The organism is Pseudohongiella sp. O18 (assembly GCF_021729085.1).
Classification (GTDB): domain Bacteria; phylum Pseudomonadota; class Gammaproteobacteria; order Pseudomonadales; family Pseudohongiellaceae; genus Pseudohongiella.
The window spans coordinates 312,519-338,569 of record NZ_JAJSAR010000003.1; the positions used below are offsets into that span (position 1 = coordinate 312,519).

General features: G+C 53.6%; 23 protein-coding genes and 4 tRNA genes. 5 read left to right on the forward strand and 22 right to left on the reverse strand.

Translation table 11 applies throughout. The features are described from left to right. Positions 1–14: 14 nt before the first annotated feature. The 17 genes from rpoB to LVD14_RS15340 form a co-directional block, all read right to left on the reverse strand. Positions 15–4,100: a DNA-directed RNA polymerase subunit beta gene (gene rpoB, locus LVD14_RS15260; RefSeq protein ID WP_237134974.1), complete on the reverse strand. Its 4,086-nt coding sequence runs from the start codon at positions 4,098–4,100 to the stop codon at positions 15–17. 194 nt (positions 4,101–4,294) lie between these two features. Next, positions 4,295–4,675, reverse strand: a complete 381-nt coding sequence (gene rplL, locus LVD14_RS15265) for a 50S ribosomal protein L7/L12 (RefSeq protein ID WP_237134975.1) — start codon at positions 4,673–4,675, stop codon at positions 4,295–4,297. Between the two features lie 52 nt (positions 4,676–4,727). Next, on the reverse strand, positions 4,728–5,255 hold the full coding sequence (gene rplJ, locus LVD14_RS15270) for a 50S ribosomal protein L10 (protein ID WP_237134976.1): 528 nt from the start codon (positions 5,253–5,255) through the stop codon (positions 4,728–4,730). Between the two features lie 256 nt (positions 5,256–5,511). After that, complete coding sequence (gene rplA, locus LVD14_RS15275; RefSeq protein ID WP_237134977.1) at positions 5,512–6,207, reverse strand: 50S ribosomal protein L1; 696 nt, start codon at positions 6,205–6,207, stop codon at positions 5,512–5,514. Between the two features lie 3 nt (positions 6,208–6,210). Next, entirely contained in the window at positions 6,211–6,645 is a 435-nt protein-coding gene (gene rplK / locus LVD14_RS15280) for a 50S ribosomal protein L11 (protein WP_237134978.1), read from the reverse strand. Positions 6,646–6,748: 103 nt separating this feature from the next. After that, entirely contained in the window at positions 6,749–7,282 is a 534-nt protein-coding gene (gene nusG, locus LVD14_RS15285) for a transcription termination/antitermination protein NusG (protein WP_237134979.1), read from the reverse strand. Positions 7,283–7,296: 14 nt separating this feature from the next. Beyond that, positions 7,297–7,665, reverse strand: coding sequence for a preprotein translocase subunit SecE (gene secE / locus LVD14_RS15290; RefSeq protein ID WP_237134980.1), 369 nt, complete (start codon positions 7,663–7,665; stop codon positions 7,297–7,299). A 27-nt stretch (positions 7,666–7,692) separates the two neighbouring features. Beyond that, positions 7,693–7,768 (reverse strand) — tRNA-Trp (locus LVD14_RS15295). 81 nt (positions 7,769–7,849) lie between these two features. Continuing rightward, positions 7,850–9,046: an elongation factor Tu gene (tuf, locus tag LVD14_RS15300; RefSeq protein WP_237134970.1), complete on the reverse strand. Its 1,197-nt coding sequence runs from the start codon at positions 9,044–9,046 to the stop codon at positions 7,850–7,852. Between the two features lie 116 nt (positions 9,047–9,162). Beyond that, a tRNA-Thr gene (locus LVD14_RS15305) sits at positions 9,163–9,238 on the reverse strand. Between the two features lie 32 nt (positions 9,239–9,270). Further along, positions 9,271–9,344 (reverse strand) — tRNA-Gly (locus LVD14_RS15310). A gap of 84 nt (positions 9,345–9,428) precedes the next feature. Next, positions 9,429–9,512: transfer RNA gene (locus LVD14_RS15315), tRNA-Tyr, on the reverse strand. Between the two features lie 64 nt (positions 9,513–9,576). Continuing rightward, a complete protein-coding gene (locus LVD14_RS15320) occupies positions 9,577–10,227 on the reverse strand; it encodes an SPOR domain-containing protein (protein ID WP_237134981.1) in 651 nt (216 codons plus the stop codon). Further along, positions 10,227–11,204 carry a biotin--[acetyl-CoA-carboxylase] ligase gene (locus LVD14_RS15325; RefSeq protein ID WP_237134982.1) on the reverse strand — a complete coding sequence of 326 codons (978 nt, stop codon included), beginning with the start codon at positions 11,202–11,204 and terminating at the stop codon, positions 10,227–10,229. Before LVD14_RS15325 ends, LVD14_RS15320 begins: the two co-directional genes overlap by 1 nt. Beyond that, positions 11,201–12,868 (reverse strand): redoxin domain-containing protein, encoded by a 1,668-nt coding sequence (locus tag LVD14_RS15330; protein WP_237134983.1) that lies wholly within the window; start codon positions 12,866–12,868, stop codon positions 11,201–11,203. Before LVD14_RS15330 ends, LVD14_RS15325 begins: the two co-directional genes overlap by 4 nt. A gap of 229 nt (positions 12,869–13,097) precedes the next feature. Further along, positions 13,098–14,777, reverse strand: coding sequence for a carbon starvation protein A (locus LVD14_RS15335; protein ID WP_237134984.1), 1,680 nt, complete (start codon positions 14,775–14,777; stop codon positions 13,098–13,100). A gap of 103 nt (positions 14,778–14,880) precedes the next feature. Further along, entirely contained in the window at positions 14,881–16,275 is a 1,395-nt protein-coding gene (locus tag LVD14_RS15340) for a HupE/UreJ family protein (protein ID WP_237134985.1), read from the reverse strand. Positions 16,276–16,408: 133 nt separating this feature from the next. Between LVD14_RS15340 and LVD14_RS15345 the strand changes: the two genes are divergently transcribed. Continuing rightward, positions 16,409–17,593 carry a hypothetical protein gene (locus tag LVD14_RS15345; protein WP_237134986.1) on the forward strand — a complete coding sequence of 395 codons (1,185 nt, stop codon included), beginning with the start codon at positions 16,409–16,411 and terminating at the stop codon, positions 17,591–17,593. A gap of 218 nt (positions 17,594–17,811) precedes the next feature. After that, entirely contained in the window at positions 17,812–18,372 is a 561-nt protein-coding gene (locus LVD14_RS15350; protein ID WP_237134987.1) for a hypothetical protein, read from the forward strand. Between the two features lie 108 nt (positions 18,373–18,480). Here LVD14_RS15350 and LVD14_RS15355 read toward each other — a convergent pair whose 3' ends face one another. The 3 genes from LVD14_RS15355 to LVD14_RS15365 form a co-directional block, all read right to left on the reverse strand. Further along, positions 18,481–18,618: a hypothetical protein gene (locus LVD14_RS15355; protein WP_237134988.1), complete on the reverse strand. Its 138-nt coding sequence runs from the start codon at positions 18,616–18,618 to the stop codon at positions 18,481–18,483. A gap of 35 nt (positions 18,619–18,653) precedes the next feature. Next, positions 18,654–19,139: a DUF6644 family protein gene (locus tag LVD14_RS15360; protein WP_237134989.1), complete on the reverse strand. Its 486-nt coding sequence runs from the start codon at positions 19,137–19,139 to the stop codon at positions 18,654–18,656. 84 nt (positions 19,140–19,223) lie between these two features. Then, on the reverse strand, positions 19,224–19,781 hold the full coding sequence (locus tag LVD14_RS15365; RefSeq protein ID WP_237134990.1) for a hypothetical protein: 558 nt from the start codon (positions 19,779–19,781) through the stop codon (positions 19,224–19,226). A 292-nt stretch (positions 19,782–20,073) separates the two neighbouring features. Between LVD14_RS15365 and LVD14_RS15370 the strand changes: the two genes are divergently transcribed. The 3 genes from LVD14_RS15370 to LVD14_RS15380 all read left to right on the forward strand — a co-directional run bounded on the left by LVD14_RS15370 (position 20,074) and on the right by LVD14_RS15380 (position 23,426). Beyond that, the gene (locus LVD14_RS15370) at positions 20,074–21,378 is read left to right on the forward strand and encodes a hypothetical protein (protein ID WP_237134991.1); all 1,305 of its coding nucleotides are present in this window, start codon (positions 20,074–20,076) and stop codon (positions 21,376–21,378) included. A gap of 68 nt (positions 21,379–21,446) precedes the next feature. After that, on the forward strand, positions 21,447–22,550 hold the full coding sequence (locus LVD14_RS15375; RefSeq protein ID WP_237134992.1) for a peptidyl-alpha-hydroxyglycine alpha-amidating lyase family protein: 1,104 nt from the start codon (positions 21,447–21,449) through the stop codon (positions 22,548–22,550). A gap of 246 nt (positions 22,551–22,796) precedes the next feature. After that, complete coding sequence (locus tag LVD14_RS15380) at positions 22,797–23,426, forward strand: hypothetical protein (RefSeq protein WP_237134993.1); 630 nt, start codon at positions 22,797–22,799, stop codon at positions 23,424–23,426. An 11-nt stretch (positions 23,427–23,437) separates the two neighbouring features. On the opposite strand, the gene LVD14_RS15385 is transcribed toward LVD14_RS15380, so the two are convergent. Both LVD14_RS15385 and LVD14_RS15390 read right to left on the reverse strand, forming a co-directional pair. Next, positions 23,438–24,172, reverse strand: a complete 735-nt coding sequence (locus LVD14_RS15385) for a 2OG-Fe(II) oxygenase (RefSeq protein ID WP_237134994.1) — start codon at positions 24,170–24,172, stop codon at positions 23,438–23,440. Positions 24,173–24,345: 173 nt separating this feature from the next. Continuing rightward, the gene (locus LVD14_RS15390; protein ID WP_237134995.1) at positions 24,346–25,335 is read right to left on the reverse strand and encodes an alpha/beta fold hydrolase; all 990 of its coding nucleotides are present in this window, start codon (positions 25,333–25,335) and stop codon (positions 24,346–24,348) included. Positions 25,336–26,051 lie beyond the last annotated feature (716 nt).

Consider the following 26,051-nt stretch of genomic DNA (forward strand, 5'->3'; position numbering starts at 1 on the left):
ATATCGGCGATTCGTTATTTACCGGAAACTTCCAGATCCATATCAATACCCAAAGACCGGATCTCTTTCAGAAGCACGTTAAACGATTCAGGCATACCTGGCTCCATACGATGGTCGCCGTCCACGATGTTCTTGTACATCTTGGTTCGACCAGCGACGTCGTCCGACTTGACTGTCAGCATCTCCTGCAGCGTATAGGCCGCGCCGTAGGCTTCCAGCGCCCACACTTCCATCTCACCGAAGCGCTGACCACCGAACTGGGCTTTACCACCCAGCGGCTGCTGCGTAACAAGACTGTAAGAACCAGTAGAACGCGCGTGCATCTTGTCGTCGACCAGGTGGTTCAACTTCAGCATGTACATGATGCCGACCGTGACCTTACGATCGAAAGCATCACCGGTACGCCCGTCATACAGTGTGACCTGGCCACTTTCGTCCATCCCCGCCAGCTTCAGCATTTGCTTGATCTCTGTCTCATTGGCACCGTCGAACACAGGCGTCGCCATCGGCACACCCTTTTTCAGGTTGCTTGCCAGATCCAGAATCTCATCATCGGTCAACTCGTCCAGTGACTCTTTCTTGTTGCCGACAGAGTTATAGATCTCATCCAGCAATTTGCGCACTTCAGCAACCTTGCGCTTTTCCTGCAACATCGTGTCGATACGCGCACCCAGGCCTTTGGAAGCCGCACCCAGGTGGGTTTCCAGGATCTGACCTACGTTCATTCGCGATGGTACACCCAGTGGGTTCAGGACCACGTCAACCGGGTTGCCACTTTCATCAAAAGGCATGTCTTCAACCGGCATGATAGCGGAGATAACACCCTTGTTACCGTGACGTCCCGCAAGTTTGTCGCCTGGCTGAATGCGGCGCTTGATGGCCAGATACACTTTGACGATCTTCAGCACGCCCGGCGCCAGGTCATCACCCTGCACCAGCTTTCGCTTCTTGTCTTCAAAACGCTCATCCAGATCATCGCGACGACGCTTCAGCTGTGCCTCAGCCAGCTCCAGCTGCTTGTTGAGCTCTTCATCAACCAGACGCAGCTTGAACCAGTCGTCAGCACCCAGACCATCCAGGTACTCTTCAGTCAGTTCTGCGCCCTTTTTCAGACCAGGACCGCCGGCAACTTTCTTGCCCAGGAAGGCCTGCTTGAGACGGTAGAACGTTGCGCCCTGAACGATACGGAATTCGTCGTTGATATCCTTACGTACTTTATCGAGCTGCGACTTTTCGATCTCTTTGGCACGCTGGTCTTTCTCCAGACCGTCACGTGTGAATACCTGCACATCGATAACGGTGCCTTTTACACTGGAAGGCACACGCAGCGAGGTGTCTTTCACATCAGACGCTTTCTCACCGAAAATCGCACGCAGCAGTTTTTCTTCCGGAGTCAGCTGTGTTTCACCCTTTGGTGTAACCTTACCAACCAGAATGTCACCGGCACCAACTTCAGCACCAATGTAAACAATACCCGCGTCATCCAGTTTGCCGAGGGCACCCTCACCAACGTTTGGAATATCCGACGTGATTTCTTCGGCGCCCAGTTTGGTATCACGCGCCACACAGGTCAGCTCCTGGATGTGGATGGTTGTCAGTCGATCTTCGCTGACAACACGCTCGGATATAAGAATCGAGTCTTCGAAGTTATAACCGTTCCAGGGCATGAACGCGATGCGCATGTTCTGACCCAGTGCCAACTCGCCCAGATCAACCGATGGGCCGTCAGCCAGGATATCTCCGCGGCTGATTCGATCACCCTCTTTCACCAGGGGCCGCTGTGTAATACAGGTGTTCTGGTTGGAGCGGGTGTACTTGGTCAGGTTGTAGATATCCACACCAGCTTCACCAGCCTGTGTTTCATCATCGTTCACACGCACAATAATGCGAGATGCATCGACGCTCTCGATTCTGCCACCGTGATCAGCCACCACACACACGCCAGAGTCTCCTGCGACGTTGCGCTCCAGACCGGTACCAATAAGCGGCGGTTCCGCGCGCAATGTTGGTACCGCCTGACGCTGCATGTTGGAACCCATCAATGCACGGTTGGCGTCGTCGTGTTCAAGGAACGGAATCAACGCCGCAGCCACGGACACCATCTGCTGAGGTGCCACGTCCATGTAGTTGATCTGTTCCTTCGGCATCAAGGTTGTCTCACCGGCGTAACGCACGGTCACCAGGTTGTCGACAAAACGGTTTTCTGCGTCCAGCGTCGCACTCGCCTGTGCAATCACGTACTGACCTTCGTCAATCGCAGACAGGTAATCGATTTCGTTGGTTACTTTGCCGTCGATAATGCGACGATACGGACTTTCCAGGAAACCGTAATCGTTGGTGCGAGCATACGTCGCCATGGAGTTGATCAGACCAATGTTCGGACCTTCAGGCGTCTCAATCGGGCAAACACGTCCATAGTGAGTCGGGTGTACGTCACGAACCTCGAAGCCTGCTCGCTCACGAGTCAGACCACCCGGTCCGAGAGCAGAAACACGACGCTTGTGAGTCACTTCTGACAGCGGGTTGTTCTGATCCATGAACTGAGACAGCTGGCTGGAACCAAAGAATTCTTTGATAGCTGCTGCCACCGGCTTGGCGTTGATCATGTCCTGAGGCATCAGGCCTTCGGAATCGGCCATGCTCAGACGTTCTTTGACAGCGCGCTCTACACGGACCAGACCTACACGGAACTGGTTCTCAGCCATTTCACCAACAGAACGGATACGTCGGTTGCCAAGGTGGTCGATATCATCCACGGTTCCAAAGCCGTTGCGGATGCCTACCAGCGTCTTGAGAACATCAACGATGTCATCAACGCTCAGAACTCCTTCGCCGGTTGTTTCCTCACGGCCGAGACGACGATTGAACTTCATACGACCAACAGCCGACAGGTCGTAACGCTCCTGTGAGAAGAACAGGTTGCCGAACAGGTTTTCAGCCGAGTCTTTGGTCGGTGGCTCGCCAGGACGCATCATGCGGTAGATTTCCACAAGCGCATCAAGACGTGATGTTGTGCTGTCGATTCGCAGCGTTTCAGAGACGAACGGACCGCAGTCCAGGTCATTCGTGTAAATTGTTTCGAAACTGTCAACGCCGGCCGCGATCATAGCGTCCAGCATTTCCGGAGTAACCAGCGAGTTACACTCAAACAGGATCTCGCCTGTTTCCGGGTTGACTATATCCTTTGCCAGCGACTGGCCACTGGCGAACTCAGCGCTGACCTGCAGCTCCTGAAGCTTGGCTTTTTCCATCTGACGAATATGGCGCGCGGTGATACGACGGCCCGATTCGACGATGACTTCTCCCTTCTTGTCTTTGACATCGAAGTTCAATACTTCACCGCGAAGACGTGACGGAACCAGCTCGAGCATCAGCTCCTCGACCGATTTGCCCACACGGTAGCTGTTGTTCTCGAAGAACATGGAGAGAATCTGTTCTGCGGTGAAATCCAGCGCGCGCAGCAACACTGTGGCTGGCAGTTTGCGACGACGGTCGATTCGTACGTATACCAGGTCCTTCGGGTCAAACTCGAAATCCAGCCAGGAGCCGCGATACGGAATAATCCGCGCGGAGTACAGCAGCTTGCCCGAGCTGTGGGTCTTGCCACGATCGTGGTCGAAGAACACACCGGGAGAACGATGCAGCTGAGACACAACAACACGCTCAGTACCGTTGATGACGAAGGTACCGCTGTCGGTCATCAGGGGAATCTCACCCATGTAGACTTCTTGCTCTTTGATGTCCTTGATTGCCTGTGTAGTTGATTCCTTATCGTAAAGGATCAACCGGACACGTACGCGAAGGGACGCGGAATATGTGGTGCCACGCAGCTGACATTCCTTGACGTCAAACACTGGCTTACCCAATTCATAGCTGACAAACTCCAGGATGGCTTTTCCGGAGTAGCTGACAATGGGGAACACGGACTTGAACGCCGCCTGCAGACCAACATCCTGACGTACATCAGGGGCTAGGCCGGCTTGGGTAAACTGCCTGTAGGAGTCAATCTGGGTTGACAAGAGATATGGAATATCCATCGCAGTCGGCAACTTACTGAAGTCTTTGCGGATACGCTTCTTCTCTGTATACGAATAGGCCATTATGTTTTCCTAGCAAGTATGTCTGTTGATATCCGGAAAGTGGCGCTGGAGATGCCCGGATATACCCCACTATCATAGGATTCGATCAGAATCCGTTTTGCACTAAATTATGCCTGCCTTATAAACATTGAATACCGACAGGGGGTTTTACCCCTGTCGGTATACAATTTTACTGCCTGACTTGAACAGAAGGATTACTTCAGTTCAACCGTAGCACCAGCTTCTTCCAGCTGCTTCTTAGCATCTTCTGCTTCAGCTTTGCTGGCAGCTTCTTTAACAGTTGAAGGCGCGCCGTCAACCAGGTCTTTAGCTTCTTTCAGGCCCAGACCAGTGATGCCACGAACAACCTTGATGACGTTTACTTTCTTGTCACCAGCAGCTTTCAGTACGATGTCAAATTCAGTCTTTTCTTCTTCTGCAGCAGCAGCATCGCCACCAGCAGCAGGTGCAGCAACAGCAACCGCTGCAGCAGCAGAAACACCGAATTTTTCTTCCATCGCGCTAACCAGTTCTACAACGTCCATTACAGACATTTCGGCGATTGCATTCAGAATATCGTCTTTAGACAGAGCCATGACTCTTATCTCCTAATAAAAAATGAATAAATAAACCGTTTCGATCTCAGAGTTATGCTGCTTGCTTCTGGTCACGTACCGCAGCAACTGCGCGCGTAACCTTGGTCGGAACCTCATTGAAGGTTTGAACAAGCTTGGTAACCGGGGCCAGCATGACACTCATCAGCATGGACACTGCCTGATCGTAAGTCGGCAGTTTAGCCAGAGCATCAATTTGGTCGGCACCCAACAACTTGCCACCGACAGACAAAGCCTTGACCTCAAACTTCTCGTTCTCTTTGGCGAAGTCCTTCAGCACGCGAGCCGCGGCGCCTGGATCTTCCATTGAAAACGCAAGAATGGTCGGACCTGTCAGCACTTCGCGGATGCACTCATACTGAGTACCATCTACAGCACGCTTGAGCAGTGTGTTACGTACAACACGCAGATACACACCCTCTTCGCGCGCCTTTTTGCGCAGTGAAGTCAGGCTCGACACAGTGACACCGCGATAATCGGCGAGCACTGCAGACAAAGCATTGTTAGCAGCTTCATTGACTTCCGAGACGATTTGCTTTTTGTCTTCAAGCCTAATAGCCACTAGCTTTACTCCTGATAGGGACTGCCATAGACAGCCCTTGTTGTTTTGCTCCCACTCAACCTGATGGAAAAGTGGGCCTTTAACTGGTGGAATGCTCCGGCGGGCCGGAACGGGTTTCACCATCTGCGTAGGACATTAAGTCACCCCGTATTGCAGCTGACACCTACGGTCTTTGACAGCTCTGGTGCAGGACATGCCCGCACCAAAACCCCAAAGTCTGTAGCGGCAACAGATCTGCTGCCGCGAATCTCAATACTTATACTTTCAGGGCTGCGTGATCGATCAGGACGCCAGGGCCCATTGTCGATGACAGCACAACTTTCTGAATATAAACGCCCTTTGAAGAGGCAGGCTTTGCTTTTTTCAGATCAGCCAGCAATGCTTCCAGGTTACCCTGGATGGCATCCGCTTCGAATCCGATCTTGCCAATGGCACCGTGGATAATGCCCTTCTTGTCAGTTCGGTATCGAACCTGACCAGACTTGGCATTTTTGACTGCGCCGGCAACGTCTGCCGTCACTGTGCCAACCTTTGGGTTTGGCATCAAGCCACGCGGACCCAGCACCTGACCCAACTTACCTACCACGCGCATTGCGTCCGGCGTTGCAATCACTACGTCGAAGTCAAGGTTGCCAGCAGCGATGCTGTCAGCCAGATCATCAAAACCGACGATGTCTGCACCAGCGTCTTTTGCCTTGGTAGCATTTTCACCCTGAGCGAACACGGCAACACGGACAGTTTTGCCGCTACCGTTTGGCAGCAGTGTTGAGCCACGGACTACCTGATCGGATTTACGCGGATCAACGCCCAGATTAACAGAGACGTCAATGGACTCTTTGAATTTTGGTGATGCAAACTCGTTCAGAAGCGCGATGGCTTCTTCAATGGAATAAGCACGGGTACGATCAATCTTGTCAGCAATAGCCTGCTGTTTTTTGGTCAGTTTAGCCATGATTTATTCCACTCCTTCCACGTCGATACCAGAACTTCTGGCAGTACCAGCCAGTGTGCGAACAGCTGCATCCATATCGGCTGCTGTGAGATCTGGCATTTTGATGGCAGCGATCTCTTCCAGCTGAGCACGTGTCACTTTTGCCACTTTTTCAGTGTTAGGACGCGAGCTTCCTTTTGGAATATTCAATGCCTTGCGCAGCAGAACAGATGCTGGAGGAGTTTTAGTAATAAAGGTGAAACTACGATCCGCGTATACTGTAATCACAACAGGAATTGGCAGACCTGCTTCCATGCCCTGAGTCTGGGCATTGAAGGCCTTACAGAATTCCATGATGTTAACACCATGCTGACCGAGCGCAGGACCAACGGGCGGGCTTGGGTTTGCCTTGCCAGCGCCAACCTGCAATTTGATGTATGCAGTGACTTTCTTTGCCATAGTACTTCTCCTGTGGGTTCGAGCGTTACCGACAGCATAAAGCAGCCAGAAACTCCCCTGTAATCCGTCGGAATTGGCGGCCCGACGGGGTTTTAAAAATCAGTTAGCTTTTTTCGACCTGGCTGAACTCTAGCTCAACCGGCGTGGAGCGACCGAAAATCAACACCGCCACACGCAGCCGATTCTTTTCGTAATTCACTTCTTCGACGGTGCCAGTAAAGTCATTAAATGGACCATCAATGACACGAACCATTTCACCCGGCTCGTAAATAATCTTGTGACGCGGCTTGTCCTGCCCCTCTTCAAGGCGCTGAAGAATTCGGTTGGCTTCACGGGTCGTGATCGGCGCAGGCCGATCAGCCTTACCACCAATAAAGCCAAGCACTCTTGGAGTCTCTTTCACCAGGTGCCAGGTATCATCGTTGAGCTCCATCTCCACCAGAACGTATCCCGGGAAGAACTTTCGCTCACTCTTGCGCTTTTGACCGGCGCGCATCTCCAGTACTTCTTCTGTTGGGACGAGCACTTCGCCAAACAGGTCTTCCATTCCGGAACGGGTAATGCGCTCTTTGAGGGCTTGCATCACCCGCTTCTCGTAGCCGGAGTAGGCATGAACCACATACCAATTCTTTGCCATCTGATATCTCCTGACTATCCAATGATACGCGAGATGATCGCACCCAGCGCTGTATCCAGCAGCCACAACACCAGCGCAACAATAAACACCACTACCAGCACGATCAGCGTGGTTTGCGTTGTTTCCTGTCTAGTTGGCCAGACCACCTTGCGAATTTCGGTGCGCGCTTCGATACACAGATTAAGGAATGCACTGCCTTTGACCGTTTGAGCTGCAATCCAACCTGCCAGCACAGCCAGGACGAGCAGCCCAACCACCCGCAATACCAGAGATTCAGCAGCGAAGTATGCATTGGCATACACGCCACCGGCGACGATAACTGCAACGGCAATCCACTTCAGCAAATCCTGCTTCGGTGCCTGCGTAGTAGACTTGTCAGACATAACTATTTGTCTCAGCGCTGCCATAAATGGCAGGCCAGGAGGGAATCGAACCCCCAACCTGCGGTTTTGGAGACCGCCGCTCTGCCAATTGAGCTACTGGCCTATACTTTTTCAAGATGCACAAGCCGAAACCCCCAGCAGGCGTTTCGGCTTGCACCATTTCTCAGATTTTCCGGCGACCAACTTACTCGATGATTTTGGATACCACGCCAGCGCCTACAGTACGACCGCCTTCACGGATCGCAAAACGCAGACCTTCATCCATCGCAATCGGAGCAATCAGCGTTACCAGGAACTTCAGGTTGTCACCAGGCATAACCATCTCGACACCTTCCGGCAGCTCAACCGCACCAGTCACGTCAGTCGTACGGAAGTAGAACTGCGGACGGTAGCCTTTGAAGAATGGCGTGTGACGACCACCTTCTTCCTTGCTCAGTACGTACACTTCGCCTTCAAACTTGGTGTGCGGAGTGATTGAACCAGGCTTGGCCAGTACCTGACCACGCTCAACGTCTTCACGCTTGGTACCACGCAGCAGAACACCCACGTTCTCACCTGCACGACCTTCGTCGAGCAGCTTGCGGAACATCTCAACACCCGTACAGGTAGTCTTGGTGGTGTCTTTCAGACCAACGATTTCGATCTCGTCGCCAACTTTAACGATACCGCGCTCAACACGGCCAGTAACCACCGTACCACGACCAGAGATCGAGAACACGTCTTCGATTGGCAGCAGGAAGGGCTTCTCGATGTCACGCTCAGGCTCAGGGATGTACTCGTCCAGAGTCTCAACCAGCTTCTTCACAGCTGAGGTACCCATTTCGTTGTCGTCCTGACCGTTCAGTGCCATCAGCGCAGAACCGATGATGATCGGCGTGTCGTCGCCCGGGAAATCGTAAGTGTCGAGCAACTCGCGCACTTCCATCTCAACCAGCTCCAACAGCTCCGCATCGTCAACCATGTCCGCTTTGTTCATGAACACAACGATGTAAGGAACGCCAACCTGACGGGACAGCAGGATGTGCTCACGCGTCTGCGGCATGGGGCCGTCAGCAGCTGACACTACCAGAATCGCGCCGTCCATCTGCGCCGCACCAGTGATCATGTTCTTCACATAGTCAGCGTGTCCGGGGCAGTCAACGTGTGCGTAGTGACGGTTTGGTGAGTCGTACTCAACGTGCGCAGTAGAGATGGTGATACCACGCTCTCTTTCTTCCGGCGCATTGTCGATCTGGTCGAAAGCACGCGATTCACCAGTACCCCACACATCAAAGCAAACGCGCGTCAGCGCTGCTGTCAGCGTTGTTTTACCATGGTCAACGTGACCAATTGTTCCCACGTTGACGTGTACTTTTTTACGCTCAAATTTACCCTTAGCCATTGTGACCGCCTCTTTTCTTTACCAAGCATGCCTGAAAATGACCCATACCGCTGCAGAGGATCATCAAATAAAAAAATTTCGGCACATACATCGCGCCGGCACATTACTACAAAATCTGGTGCTCACAACCAGAGTCGAACTGGTGACCTCTTCATTACCAATGAAGTGCTCTACCGCCTGAGCTATGCGAGCAAAATTCTCAGCCAGAGACCGAGCCCCTGCATTGGAGCGGGTAGCGGGAATCGAACCCGCATATCCAGCTTGGAAGGCTGGTGTTCTACCATTGAACTATACCCGCCTGTCGCCAGAATCCCAGATATCACCCCTTGCAAGGCGACTCTTCCTAACCTTTTCTATATACCTTTATATAGTGGCTATATAGTGGTGGAGGGGGGTGGATTCGAACCACCGAAGCTTTCGCGTCAGATTTACAGTCTGATCCCTTTGGCCGCTCGGGAACCCCTCCCAGAAGAGCCTGCGGGATATCTTTTTTCCCGGGTCTCTAAAGCAGAGGCGGCATTTTATGGGAATTATTTACGATGTGCAATCGTTTCGCAGAGATTTTCTGAGATAGAAATGGCGCCGTCTGCAGCCAGAATGGGACGCCAGGATTCAAGCTGCCCTTCAGGTATATCGCTAAGCTTTGCACTCAGCCACAGAACTTCGGAGCGCCTTGTCTCTGGCTCCAGCTGCACATCGTAGCCAAGCTGAAGCAACTGATCGCGGACCCGCTCGGCATTATCGATGTTACTGAAAAGGCCGAGAGATACCGCATTATCAAGCACACCTTCTGCCACTACATACGAGTCGATATTGAGACGAGCCTCCTCAAGCCGCTGCCGGACTTCCGCCAACATCGCCAGGGCGCCAGCGCGATCGGCGGCCGGCCCGAGGTATACGCGATACAGAGACTGCTCTCCAGAAACAACAGTTCCAAGCGACCAGACTGACTCATTCAGAGCCGGCAGTTCTTGCAGCAAATCTTCGTTTGAGAATGGCCCCAGCTCTGCACATCGCTCACGGCTTTCCCGGACATCCGGGGGCAGGTCCGACACCAGCTCCAGCCTGGCAGCCGACGCAGGTAAAAACTCCGACTCTTCAAACACTGACTCAGCTCGCAAGCCCAGCCACAAGCCGATCAACAGATTGATTGCCAGCAACAGAGCCAGTACCCGACGCATCAACCGGCCGCCGGTCGCAAACTGGGCATAAGCTCGCCCCCCGCCACGGTGATACGACCAACATCAGTGTCCAGCAAAAGACGTCCGGACAGATCAACACCAGCATGCCTACCCAGAGTCAGGTGCTCACCAGCACGGATTTCAACGCGCTGCCCCAGATAACAGTCTGACGCCATCCATTCTTCGCGGAAGGGTTCAAAACCCTCGCTCTCGAAATGCGCGAGCACTGCCACCCACTCGTTGATGACTTTGGCTGCCAGGTCATTGCGGCTTATTTTGCCATCTCTGTCTGAGGCAATGTCGGCAAAAGGCTGACCTATAGCGGCAGCATGCTCAGCCGGCATCGCTGCATTCAATCCGACACCCATAACAACACGGCAAGGCCCTGCGACATCGCCACTTACTTCCAGAAGGATGCCTGCCAGCTTCTTGCCATTTAGATGAACGTCATTTGGCCACTTGACGGAAATATCGCGATCGATGGCCTGCAGCGAGCGTTTGACCGCCAAAGCACAGACCAGACTAAGCCCCTCAAGTGCTGCGATACCATTTTGAAACGTCCACAACATGGACATGTAGAGGTTTCGCCCAAACGGACTCACCCACTGTCGACCCCGTCGCCCGCGGCCAGCGGCCTGATGCTCAGCCAATACCAGATAACGCTCGACACCGGTCAGTGCCTTCTGCATCGCATCGGTATTTGTTGAGCCGGTAGAAAATCTGACATCGGGCGTCCCCAGCGCTGCGTGGACCTGAGGGTAAAGTCGCGCCTCGATCAGGGCGCTGTCCAACAACTCAAGACCACCCCGGATACAATATCCTTTGCCTGTAACAGCCTCAATCACAACACCCAGGTCGCGAATTGCCTGCATCTGTTTCCATACCGCAGCCCGACTGATACCCAGACGCTCACCGATTGCCTGTCCGGAGTGGTACTGCCCGTCTGCAAGGCACTCGAGAAGTGGGACGACGTTCATTTAACAGGACTCACCCGCATCCAGGTAATAAACATCTCATCCCAGACCTGATCCCCCCAGACAACGCGGTCACGGGGATCCGGATTGAGCGGATTATGAATGGAATTATCAAAGGCACCGCTGGCAACTATGCGCGTTCCAGATGGAAGAAACAGCGGCTCCTTCAGCCGATAGACCATTTGCCAATTGTGCTGAAAATTGGGAATGGACAGCAGCGACTCCGTGGTGCCATCAGGAAATTGCGCTTCAAACTTTATATGTTTGCCCCGGTAGTGCATGTGCGGTGCAAAGCTATACAGATAACTGTCAGTATCGATCAGCGTTTCTGCCTGCACTGGAAACTCCCTGACGCCTGGCGGTATTTCAAATTCGCCATTCATCACTGCAGTTCTCACCAGTTCGTGAGTCGGGGGTGTGTCCCTGAAGTATATTCCCAGGCGGGACCGGTCTGTCAGTTCACGCCCAATCGTGGTGTAGTGGAACTGGATCATAAGCCGCATGTCACGCGTTAACTTGATGCCAGTATCACTATCCAGCACTACATATTCGCGCCCGGGCGCGTAGCCACCAAAATTCGTACGACTCCCTCCACGACTGGCATTCTGTCTTTGCTGCCGTTCGTCCTGGGTGTATAGCATCACATGATGAAGTGACGTCTTCGCATCTACATCAAACTCATAGGCCTGCACCCACTTATCTTCCGGCAATCCCAGCTCGATGGGAACGAACATATAGTCGAGTACGCCGGAAGCTGGTATCTGGTGTGCCGGAAAATCCACTATCAAATCAGGCTCGCCGAGCTCCCAGCTGGACTCCCTGGGCGACAGGGACAGCAATGGATCTTCGGAACCCTCATCCCGGCGGGCGCCCTCTTCAATCCAGGTAAGCATGGCGATCATCTCATCATTGGTCATATGATGGACATCCTCAAATCGCGCTGCATCCTGATAATCCACCTGACCCGGCGGCATCCGGCGTGTCAGAAGTGTCTCACGGATCATCGGACTCCAACCCTGAATCATTCGATGACTGCCCATCACCCAGGGCGCGGCGCCGTCTTCGCGATGACACTCTACGCAGCGGCGCTGAAGAATCGGCACTATGTCTTCCTCGTAGCTTACCGGCTCGCTACGCGCCTGTTCCAGCTGATCAAGCGCAAGGGTATTGCCGGTCAACGGCATCGTTTCCTGGATGAAAGGGTCACCGTTCAGCTCAGAATGGACGATGTAATGCAGGTGCGAACTCAGACCCGGCAGACTGGCCGCCAGCGCAAGCTGCATGGGATTGTCGTCGTATAGCCCGATACCGCCTCGATAGAGCTCCTGACTCATTTCGGGATCGACAACCAGCACCTCACCGGCGTGAGTAAATCCCAGCGCATCAGTGACCAGCTGCGTTTCATCCAGCAATAACGGTAAATCCGTATCGAGCCGCTCCGCCAGATCTCTGAGCGATGCCCGAGTTTCTGTCGGATCGGCAACCAGCACCTGAAATCTGACCTCATTGCCGGAGAACCGCTCATGAAGAGAAACAAGCTCAGTCAGCGCATTACGGCTTACTTCACAGTCCTTATGGTAGGTCAGCAGAACTACGATGTCGCTGTCACTGTAGCGACTCAGCTGGTGAAATCTGCCGTTTTGATCGATCAGAGAAAAGTCAGGCACACGGGAGGCCCATGCAGGGGCGCATGCCAGAATTGCCAACCAGAGGATTACCGCGAGGGTTCGGACCATTCCAACCATAATTCCATTCAATCTGCCGTTCCGGCTATCGATACGGATTATAGTCAATCAGTTTCACAACACTAATGATGCAGTGATTCACATTGCAATTATTTGTAACGATCGCTCGAATCCGACCCGCGTGACGGGCCGGATTCGGCGATGCGGCAGCTTATTCAGCCAGCTGCGCTCGCTCCTTGCGTAGCTTGCTGACTACCGAGGCTGCTTCAAGCATTACCAGCACGCTGACCACGAGCACGATGAAGTCGAGCGTGACCAGCAGGTAATTACCAGCCTCGTAGAATTGCACCAGCTGAATCATGCCGGCCAGGAAGGAGGTAATCAGGACAAAGATCATCGGAATCAGCGTGTAATAAGCCGGGCGACCCATCTTGAGCAGCATCACTGTGATCACCAGCAATGTCAGGCTTGCCAGAATCTGGTTGGTTGCACCAAACAATGGCCAGATGATCATGCCACCCTGACCCGAGGAACCACCTGCGCCGAATGCCAGCAGCAAACACGCCAGAACTGCGACGCCCGTGGCCACCAGACCAGACTTGAACAGTGAGATTCCGTAAATGTCACCCCACTCCTGAATGATGTAACGCTGAAGTCGCACACCCGAGTCCATGGTCGTACCAGCGAACAAAGCCACCATGGTTGCGAGAAGCACCTGTGCAAAGTTCTCAGATATGCCCCACGAGCCAGAAATCAACGCCGCACCACCGGCAACGAATGCGGGCGCCCCACCATCAGAGAACTGGGTATATACCGCATGCCACTGTTCAGTGTTGGCCGCGTAAGCCACAGAACATACAGCCACGATGGTGATCAGCGCCAGGGAACCCTCGCCAATCGCGCCCAGATAACCAACGAATCGCGCGTCGGTCTCTTTGTCCAGCTGCTTGGAGCTGGTGCCCGAGGCCACGATTCCGTGGAAGCCAGAGATCGCACCACAGGCGATGGTCACAAACAGAAGCGGGAATATGCTCGGTGTACCTTCAGCCACCTGCGAATTGAACGCGGGCGCCACCATCTCCGGCATAGAAAGGAATACTGCACCGTAGAGCAGAGCCAGGCCCACAATCAGCTGCATACCGTTGATGAAATCGCGCGGCTGCAGCAGCATCCATACCGGCAGCATTGATGCGACGGCTGCGTAAATAAACAGAATGATGATCCAGTTGGCGCTGGCTGTCAGACCAAACATGGTTTCCGGCAGCGACCATTCAATGAAGGTACCCGCCCAGATGGACAGATAAAGAATCACAACACCCACTGCGGTCAGCAGCATCAGGCTGTAGTTGCGACGTAGCAGCTGGCCAATAATCAGTGCTACCACAATCGCCATCCAGGCAGGGAACACTGATCCGGGGGTGTTCACAAAGCCGGTAGCAATGACAACACCAAATACAGCGTTGACCATCAACAGGAGCAGGAAGATTACAATCAGGAACAGTGAGCGTGTGCGCTTGCCGATCACATTCTCGGACAGCGCGCCGATTGATTTGCCTTTGTTGCGTGTACTCGCCCACAGCGCGCCCATATCATGAACGCCGGCAAAGAAAATGGTGCCGAAGGTAACCCACAACAGTGCCGGAACCCAGCCCCAGTATACGGCGATGGCAGGACCAACAATGGGCGCCGCTCCAGCAACTGACGTGAAATGGTGACCCCACAGTACGTATTTGTTGGTGGGAACGTAGTCCACACCATCATTGAGCTCGTGTGCTGGGGTCTGGAAATTCGGATCCAGACGGTAGATCTTTTCCGCGATAAACCGGGAGTATACAAACCAGCCAAACGCCAGCCCCGCTATCCCGAACAATACAATTCCGATCCCGCTCATACTACTAACTCCCGATTTATTATTATCAAGACAAACCTTGCAGGCGCTTGAGGCAGCGCCGAATCATAGCAAGTTTCGTTTGAGACACACAACCAAGACGACTCTAGCCTACAATTCGTGACTCACCCATTTCCTGCTTGTCGCCCGCATCCACGAAGCGCGAGAAAAAGCCCCGCATTCCCCACAGAACCGCCAGTGACAGGGCCAGCAGAGCCAGCCACTGCAATACACCCACAAAGAAATATCGATCAAGCGCAGGCATGTTCAGCTGGTAGGCGAAGAAGCCGGCAAAGCGCTCCTCCATCCAGTGCCACGCCCAATGTGCCAGTATTGCTGACAGCAAAATAACACCGGCGCGTTCCGGCAATACATACTTGAAAAGCAGATGAACAACAGGAACAGCAATCAGCAACACCAGGATCTGCCCCAGCTCCACACCTATATTGAAAGCCAGCAGTGACGCCAGCAAATGGGACCCGGCGAACTGCATGCTCTCTGTCAGCAGGAAAGAGAATCCAAACCCATGGATCAGACCAAAGCCGAACGTCACAATCCAGCGATGCTGCTGCCGAACACCAATGATGTTTTCGAAAGCCATGTACACAATGGACAGTGCAATCAGCGACTCAATCAGCGCCGGAAACCAGATTGCAGACGGGACCCACCCTAGCGCAGATGCTATCAGGGTGATCGAATGCGCTATTGTGAATGAGGTTACCACCGGGATCAGCGCTCTGATGCGGCGCAGCGGTATGATCAGACAGAACAGAAACAGCAGATGATCTGTACCTTCAAGAATATGGTCAAAACCAAGTGCGATGAAGTTGAACGTCGCCTGATACCAGCGCGGATCCAGATAGACGCGCCCCGGGTTGCCTATATAGCTGAATGAGCGCTCAGCACCGTCATCAAGGACGTAGCGCAGTACCGTAGTAGTTTCCAGCCCGAGGCCGCCCAGTCGCGCGTCGATCGAAAAGCGTGAATCCTCAGACTCAATGGGATAGGACGCGAGCACATCCAGGAAGCCCTGGCGATAATAAAGGTCGACACTGTCATCAAGCGGGGCTGATTGAACCGCCTGCATGGCAGTCGGGTAATCTACGAAATTACGATTGGATGGCAGGGAGATTCGCACAGCGTCCAGACGCGGATTTTCCAGCAGCCGGTCACCCTCAAACATCTGTATAGACTGCAACAGCTGGTTGTAGGCAGCATCTTCCATGGCGCCCCTGGCCTGTGAAAAGATCACATAGCCTATCTCGCCACGCAGCGGAAACTGTGCTTCCAGCAGGGCATCCATGGGCACCCGCATCAGCAGGTTGAGCCGGTCGCCCTCTGCCTTGACGTAAGCCTGAACGGCAACGCGACTTGGAATTTCATCAGCCTGAGCCCCAGCGCTGCAAATCAGCGCCATCAACACCAGCCAGTGCCACCTGAATAATCGCGGCATTCTCCCCAGGAATTCCGCCAGAACTCCCCTCATCTTATTATTCTGCATATCTACCTCAGCCCAAGCTACGACAGCGGATCACTTTTTTGGACACGTGAGTATACTGAGCATTGATTACTGAGTATACTCTGGGCACAACAAGATCAACATGCCCGGAAACCAACCTGGAGGGAGCTACATAATGACAAAAAGAATCAAACTGGCTGTTGGCGCAAGTCTTACGCTGGCAGTTGCTGCGATGGGAGCCCAATGGCTCACCGAAGAACCCGCCGTGGCACAGTCCGGCGCGATGGTCGAGACCCCCACTTTTGAAGTGGACCCGTTCTGGCCAAAACCTCTGCCGAACAACTGGATCATTGGCCGCTCTATTGGCGTTGAAGTGGATGATCGTGACCATGTATTCATGGTTCACCGCGATCAGGACTCCATGTTCGGCGGCATCACCGAAATCGGCTTGAAAATGGGCGTCAGCGAATGCTGCACCCCTGCACCACCCATTCTTGAATTTGACCCCGAAGGCAACCTGGTAAACGCGTGGGGCGGCCCCGGTGACGGATTCACCTGGCCAGCGTCCAACCACGGCATCGCAGTGGCACCCAACGGTAATGTCTGGATCGGCGGCAATGGCGGCGGCGACGCGCACGTACTGGTATTCACTGGTGACGGTCAGTTCGTTGCCGAATATGGTATTCCTGGCAGCGAGCCAGACAGCAACAGCACTGAATTCTTCGGCCAGGTTGCTGAGATCGAGATCGACGGTGAAGCGAACGAGGTTTACCTCGCTGACGGTTATCGTCACAAGCGGGTTGCTGTTATCGACCTGAACACCGGCGCATTCAAGCGCTACTGGGGTGCCTACGGCAACCGTCCGGAAGACGTCCGTGTTGACTACGCTCCCGGCGATCGTCCGCAGCAGTTCCGTGGCCCGGTTCACTGCGCCATCCCGTCGAACGACGGCCTGGTCTACGTGTGTGACCGTGGTTCTGACCGCATCCAGGTGTTCCGCGAAGACGGCACTTATGTTCGCGAAGTTTACATCGCTCCAGAGACACTGGCTCAGGGCTCTACCTGGGACATCGATTTCTCGAACGATCCAGAGCAGAAGTACATCTACCTGGCTGATGGCCAGAACTTCAAAATCTACGTGATTGACCGTGAGTCGCTGGAAGTACTGATCAGCTTTGGTGGCGGTGGCCGTCAGCCTGGCCAGTTCTATGCGCCACACAGCATCGCGACTGACTCGCAGAACAACCTCTATACAACTGAAACCTACGAAGGCAAGCGTATTCAGAAGTTCGTCTTCAAAGGCATGAAGTCTGTACCATCAGGCCACCAAGGTGTGCCATGGCCAGAAGGTACTCTGTAAGTCTGAGACAGCTGCCCGGAAGACAGACTCTGTCAGCCAGGTAAGCTTGAACGACTTAAGAGCACTCACAAGGGCCGCGCGCTTCACCGCCGCGGCCCTTTTGTTTGTCAGGTCAGGTTCGCCAATGTGCTTTATCTTGGCCATCCAACTGATTACACTGGTTTAAAACCAACAACAAGTTGCACTACAGCCATCTTGAGAAGTGAGGGAGTTTTACTGTGAAGTTACGTACTTTATGCGCGCTTACTGTGACTGGCGCCATGCTGCTGGCATGTCAGGCGCTGGCAGGCGAAGAAGTTACCGTTGATTATCAATATAAAGGCGACACGGGTGTCAGCCTGGCGTCCATGTTCGGCGGCCCGATTAGCGTCAGCGAGTTCACTGATGCCCGCGACATTGCAGACAAGCAAGACATAGCTCGCCCCGGCCAGGATAATGTAACGCTGTCCGAACAGACGCCTGCAGCATTGATCCAACAGACATTCAATCAGGCACTTGCCGCCTCAGAAGCCAATCTGACGGAAGATGAAGGCAATCTGCGGCTGCAGGGTGAACTGCTGGAAATGCAGATTGAAGAAACTGCGGATGGTCTGCAGGTACTGATTCGCTGCCAGCTCAGCCTGAACAACCAGGGCCGCAATGCCTGGCAGGCCTCCGTCTTTAGCCGGGTGGACTCGGAAGGCGATGACATCAGCGCAGCCATCGGCAAAGGTCTGGACCGGCTGGTATCGGAACTGTTTATGGACGACTACTTCCTGATGGAGCTGGGAATCTTTTAAACCTGAAAATACTATAAAAACAAAAGCGGCGATCATTGGAAAATACCCAATTGATCGCCGCTTTTTACCCCTGCAGCTTTTACCTCAAGGGTTTTGCCCGTCTGTTACCTAGCCGTATGCCATCTCCAGCAGCTCCATGACGTTCTGAACCTGAAGCCCCCAATAGACAATACCGGCACCGATAATAAACACGGAACTGGCGACTGCAATCTTTTCAATTGTGCTCAGCTTTGCTGGCTCTGTCATAACTTTACTCCCAATTCTTTTCCGAAATGCCGCAATCAGGAAAAACCGATCCAGCGGCCTGTTGCTGCAACGCTGACCCAAACCAGAATGGACGCGACAGCCACGAGCTTGAGCACCCAGGGATTGATCTGTGAGTGGTCACCTCTAAGAAGCGGACGGCGCACCAGAAATACAAACAACACACCAGCGATCAGTGCATACATCTTCGCCCAATAGGCGGAGTTGTAATACAGCTTGATAGCGATCGCCGCAGCCATGAACACACCACTGGCAATGATCGTGAACAGGGCAATCTTGAACCATTTGTGAGCCTGTTCCGCGACTACCTCAGATGGCACATCTCGCAGCACCCACCCCAACAGTCGAAAATCACTGACCAGCACTGCCCCGCCCAGCACAGCCAGCGAGATCAGATGCACGGACTGACCCAGCGTCGCGTAGATGCCACCATATGTCTTGCCAATATATCCGAGGAAGGATGACTCGGCCCATTCAAAGAATCCTAGTGGTAAAAGTTCCATCGGGTACTCCTGTCTCTCGCAAGCCGACTGCTATGCGTCGGCGTCAGTTAACTCTCATTCCGCAACCGCGGCTGAACCCATTGTTCAGTCAGCCACGCAACCGGCAGCCCATGCCATCGCTGCTGGCAGGTCCCGATAGCAATGAAACCAGTCATAGGCAATCAGTCGCCCCGTTGTTACAACTCCAGCCCACAGACCCAGCGACAAAGCCGCACCAAGGCGCAAATGCGCGGGTGCTTTGGGTTCCATGTCCCATGATCCGGCAGATGACATCATACGCTTGTGGAATAACAGAGCATTCACGAATGCACCCAGCAGGAGGACCATCTTGATACGGAACCAGATGCTCTGAATGGTGTAAGTTGGTTTGGCGTAGAACAGCAGAATGCCGGTAATGAACATAATCACGAAGCCAATCATCATGGCTGTATTCAAACGCTGGGCAATCTTCACGGCTGACACTTGCGGCATGACCCATCCGAGCATGCGCAAATCGATGAAAATCAGCATACCGAGGCTGAGCATGACTGTCAGCACATGCGTCGTTTCAATCCAGTTATAAAGATAGAACGACTCTTCTATCGCACGGCTCCATGGCGTTGCATATAGCCACTCTGCGAATTGATATAGCAATTCGTTCATTATGCTGCTGACCTCCCACTGTGAACCCTCCGGCACGTTTACCGGTCGTTCGCTCCGTATATAGTGCCGCGAAGAATAGCGCAGCTACCCACGCAAATCCAGCGATCGGATTGATCCAAATCAGACGGCGAGATTAACACACCGAATTAAAGTGAATGAGTCCATTCATCGCGTAAATTCCCGCATTCATACGATATTCCTGATGCTATTGGACATACACCGTAGTCAGCGGTTTAATATCGGCTCTCAAGTCCAGAAACCAGCTATCCAGGAACCTGGAGCCGGCCCATTTATGCCAAGCAGCATCGACAACAACACAGCAACAGCAGCCCTGCGAGAGGCCCGCGACAAAGTTGTCGCCAGCGGCGTACTCGGGCGCTCTCCAGTCTATACGCAACTGCTGGATTACCTTATTGACTGCTCTGAAAACTCCCGCCAGCCCAAGGAGTTTGACATTGCCGTCGACGTGCTTGGCAGGGATGGCAGCTTCGATGTAGCCCGGGACTCGGTTGTGCGCGTTTATATTCATAAACTGCGAACTCGACTCGAAAAATACTACCGGACCATTGCCCCCGATGCAGACCCTAAACTGCGCATCCCTAAAGGACAATACATGGTAGTAACCACCAGCCAACCAGATGACCACGGGGCAGTGGCTGACGGCCTGCCTCAGCCAGTTCACAAACGCAGACTGACTGCCATAAACCTTGCCTGGGGACTCCTGGTTGTTGCATTGCTGCTGGCGAATGTCTGGCAATGGCTGGATAGAACCCGGCCGTCTGTCTCTGATTCTGTTAGCGCCGTGCTGAGCTCCGAACCCTGGGCGGCCATGATGGATGATGAGATCCCAATTCTCGTCGTTATGGGCGACTACTATATCTTTGGTGAGCTGGACGAGCAGGGTCGCATTGCACGCATGGTGCGGGATTTCTACATCAACTCGCGCGAGGATCTGGTCACCCTGTTCATGCAGAACAGTGAGCTTCAGAGTTACTTCCGCGACCTCGACATGACCTACATGCCAGAAGGCAGCGCCTCAGCCCTGTTGAATATAGGCCCCGTAGTTCAGGCGTCGGGCAAGCGCCATCAAATCAAGATGATGTCGCGCGTCACCACCGCAGATCTGCGCAACAACCACATCGTATATATCGGCTACATCAGCGCCATGGACAAACTTAACAATCTTTACTTCACGGCATCTGGCCTTTTACCTGGCGATACCTTCGACGAGTTGTATGAAAAGAGTACCGGACGCCTGCACCGGAGCACAGCTGGTCTGCCAGAACAGGGCGAGCCCTTCAGGGATCTGGGCCTGGTGTCCTCATGGCCCGCCGCCAGTGGCAATCAGTTTCTGCTGGTTACAGGGACCCGTGATGCTGGCCTTATGCATGCCGCCACCGTCGTAACTGACCCTGGCCGGCTTACCAGCCTGAACTCTAACAGCGCAACAGATCAGCCTGCCACAGGCCTGGAGACCCTGTTCGAGGTCTATGGCATCGACAAGACGAACTTTGATGCCACTCGCGTTTACCAGCAGCCGCTGCAGCCCAGTCAGATCTGGCCTCAGGAGGAACCGGTAACGTCCGGTAATCATTGAGTTAGCGTAACAGGTAGTTTATGCTGATCGGCCCCATAACAGTTATCAGAAGGGAGATCACTCCACACATGTCATACATCAGTCAGAGCAATAGCAATAAGCCATTGAAGGCCGTCCTGCTGACCATTACAGCAGCATTCGGCGCCATGTCCATCGCTGCCAGCGCGCAGACCGACTACAGCAATCCGGATATGGATCCAGTCAATGACCTGCCAAACCCCTACCAGACCGTGGAAAACTATCTGAAGCTTCCTGCTGGTCGCGAATGGGGTTCAACCAGTGCCGTTCACATCGATGTTGATGGTGAAAGCATCTGGGTCGCAGAACGCTGCAGCGGCAACGTTGGCGCTTGTGTCCAGAACTCAAATCTGGATCCAATCATGAAGTTCGACGCCGATGGCAACATGGTTACCAGTTTTGGCGCCGGCATGATCACATGGCCTCACGGTATCGAGGTTGATCCACAGGGCAACGTCTGGGTAACTGATGCGCGCGACAACCGCGGCGACGGTGTAGAAGAAACTGAAGTCTACGGTCACCAGGTACACAAATTCAGCCCTGATGGTCATCACCTGATGACTCTGGGCATGCCCGGTGGTGGCCGTGACCCTAACTATCTGTTCCAGCCCAATGATGTGCTGGTAGCTCCAGATGGCCATATTTTTGTGGCCGAAGGGCACTCTAACGCGGAAGGCTCAACGGCGCGTATTCTGAAATTCAGCCCTTCCGGTGATCTGGTCATGACCTGGGGTTCCTACGGCACAGGCCCCGAGAACTTCATGCAACCCCACGCGCTGGCACTGGACTCGCAGGGCCGCCTGTTTATCTCTGACCGCAGCAATAACCGCATTCAGATCTATACACAGGATGGTGAATTGCTGGACACCTGGTACCAGTTCAGCCGCAACAGTGGCCTGTTCATCGACGAGAATGACGTACTGTACGCCGCAGACTCCGAGTCAGGCTCAGTTGCGCCGGAGTGGGGACACTGGACTCGTGGCATCCGCGTCGGCAGCGCACGTACCGGTGAAGTTCATTATCTGATCCCGGATCCGCAACCTGATTGCCGTGGTACCTGTACGGCTGAAGGTGTAACTGTAGACCGCAATGGTGTGATCTACGGTGCAGAAGTTGGCCCAGTCGGCGGCATCAAGCGCTACGTCCGTCAGTAAAACTTCCTGCTGCGCCCCTTAGGTGCAGTTGAATGAAAAGGGGGAGGCCCAGTAAAAGGCCTCCCCTTTTTTTTACTGAATGCCACACATTTTTAGTCAATCCCGCCAATACCAGACTGAGCACAACTTTCTATCCTGTTGTTACTAAAGAATATTTTTGATTGGCACAACTATTGCTATTCCTATTGCAACGCGCAATTACTTGCGTAACCAATTCAAAAAGTAACTACTGGGCAGGAGTAAGGGATGATCAACGTAAAAACTTTGGGCACTGTTTTATTATTGGCATTTTCCATAAGTGTGGCATGCGCCGATGAAGTTCGCCGCCACACGTTCGACAGCGATGAGATTGATCGACTGGACATCGACACCAACGTGGGAACCTTGCTGATCGAACATTCTGACTCGGGATCTATCGAAGTCGAAGTCGTCATCAAAGCCGAAGATGGCCGCTGGAGCCTGAGCTGGTTTGACGACGAACCTGATTTGAGCAAGATAGATATAGAAAGCCGTATCCACGCGCGCGAGCTGAACCTGGGACTGGACGCCGACGACGTGTCCGCAGATTGGGTAATTCGCATCCCGGATCTCGATCGCATTTCGATTGAACTTGCCGTCGGTACCGTAGAAATTGTCGACATAAACAGCGAGTTCGATATTCAGGTGGGTGTTGGCACGATTGATATCGAGACCTCACGAGCATCAACTGGTCGCATCACCGCCAGCGCCGGCGTCGGTGATACTCGGGTAAGAGGAGCATCTGACACTGAGAGTCAGCGCGTGCTCGTCAGCAGCGATACCAGTGGCTCCGGCGACGGTGACATGGATCTGAGTGCAGATGTCGGGGTAGGTGACGTGCGAATCGCACTGCGTTGAGCCCAAGCAGCTCAGGTTCGAAACCACCCGCTGATACTGATTCGAGGCGAGCCTGCAAATGGCGCGACACACCCGACTGAATGCAATTGTGGCACCTTGAATACGTTCAAGGCATTCAGTCGGGGCATGTACCCCTCTGCAATATGTCCGTCCCCATCCACGAAATTCAAAGCCCCGCCCCAATCAGGGCGCCAGTTGTCTGTTAATCCCAGTACGTAGGCCGCAACGCGATTTTTGCCCGGAACATGATCATCATGGCAAGTCAGAAAGTGCCCCGGCTGATATCGGGTCAGTTGGGCGTCTACCAGCCTGATGTCAGCATTTCCGGTAAGCTCCCGCGCAAAGGAAAGAAACCGCTCTGAGTTGAGAAATTCATAAATGCGCATCACGTAGTGTTGTTTAAAGTGTCCTGACTCATACATGTCAGACACTGGAAAATTCTCGAACAGGTACTGAAAGTTGCTCCTGGCATTTGCATGAATTGCGTCAGTCAGTGACTTTTTACCTGAGTCAGGCAGGGCTTCAAACTGCGCAGGCTCCAGGTCATAGACATTGCCACTGCTGTTGAAGTGCAGTTTCCAGGGAATATCCTGACTCAAACTTTCGACAAGCTTTTTGACACTCTGCGAACTCAGGATGTCGGGCATGTGGACACGCCCTAGCTTGCGATAAACTGACGCAGCCGTGGTAACATCAACGCTACTGGAAAGCTTTACGGGTATCGATTTATCAGTGTTTTTTGCCATGTGTGAGCTATTTCCCTGCGAGTGACTGCATCACGATTCTACGACAATCAAGCCACCCGATCTTTATCAACAAAGATAAAATCGACTCGCGTTGGATTGGAAATGCTTAGCGTGCGCCAGATTGTGCTTCGGCACGAGAGCAATACCAAAACTCCTGCGCGCGTCTTTGAGAACTAACGACCAAGAAAGCGGACAAGTTCACGGTTCAGCGTGTCGGGTGCTTCAAGGTGTGGATTATGCCCCACACCAGGTATCAGGTGAGCCTCTCCATTCGGGAGAATAGACGCCGCATTTCTAACGGCTTCCGGGAACCCTGCACCATCGTCCTCCCCCCCTATCACCAGAGCCCTGGCCTGAATGAGTGGCCAGTCACCAGCCATGCTGTCGCCAGTGCGGTTGGCTGCCAGTATGGCATTCTTGAGCGGGCCTCCTTCGCTGATATCATTGCCAAACCGTATACGGACATGTTCCAGGAATTCTGGCTTCCATTCGACGACTCGACGGGTTTCAGTACGCAGATGACGTTCATAAACGGCTTGGCGATCTGTCTCTGGTGTGTCGTCAGGCTCAAGTACGTCCCCTGTCACCGGTGACATCGGGGCCGGACCGCTCCTACCGGACAAACCGATGGGGTTTACCATTACCAGGTGCGTTGTGCGTTCTGGATATAAAAGCGCGAAGCGAGAAACCATCTGTCCACCCATTGAGTGCCCTATCACTGCCGCCTGCTCAATGCCCAGGTGATCCATGACAGCGGCCATGTTCTCTGCGTGCAGATGCCAACTATAAGGAATCAGTGGTTTTGATGACTTGCCCCAACCAAGTCTGTCTTCGGCAATGACTCGATACCCTTCATCTGCCAGTGCTGCTATTGTTTCGCCCCAATACCAGCCGTAGTAGCTCATTCCATGAGTCAGGTAGACAGTGCGGCCATTTGCCGGGCCGGTTGGCATGACATCCATGTAAGCAATCCGAACACGCTCGCCCTCAAGCTCTCTTTCCAGATATTGAACGGGATGGGGATAGTCGACTTCATTGAGATCGATCGAAACTGGGCCCCAGTGTTCTGGAGGCGAAGCTGGTGGTTGAGTCTGAGCAAGAGCAGCTGTGGCTGCACCTACGATCAGAAAGGCCAGAGCTGACAGAGTAAAGGCAACACGCATGAGACTTGTCTCCAATTGTTTTTGTGTACGCGTCTTTCCGGGATCAGTGCACTCAGACGGCCTGGCGGGCAGTCATCAGATCGACGGAGCAGGAATCAGGACTGTCTCAAGCGTCATAGCCTGTGTCAAGAAAGGCCAGAGCTAAAAACGAGCGCAATAAAAAAAGGGTCACCCCAGATGGGGTGAGGCCCAGGGATGGGCCGAATCACTAAATGCCAGCAGCTCGCAGCATGCCTGACGATGGCCCGGCCCCGCATCACAGATGCGGGTCGTTCGCTCACTAAGCAAGCAGTGCTTGCTTTGCCCTTTGGGCATCGTGGCTCACCCTACTCCACATGGGGAACCCCATGTGAGAGCAGCCTATTCAGCAAAGCTTAAAATAAAAAAAGGGTCACCCCAGACGGGGTGACCCTTTTTTTATTTTAATGCCTGACAAAACGGCAGGACTGCCGTTTTGGACGCCGTTCACGGCGCCCCGCAGGGGTGAGGCCCATGGATGGGCCGAATCACTATGGCCGGTTTTTGCTCCTGCAAAACCGACACGTCCGTCATCCCTGGCGGGCAGCCAGCGGACATCGGCAGGCTTTGCAGAGGAGCAAAAAAAATCCCCGGCCTCTGATGAGACCGGGGATTTTCCCGTTTTGATGCCTGACGATGTCCTACTCTCACATGGGGAGGCCCCACACTACCATCGGCGCTGAGCGGTTTCACTTCTG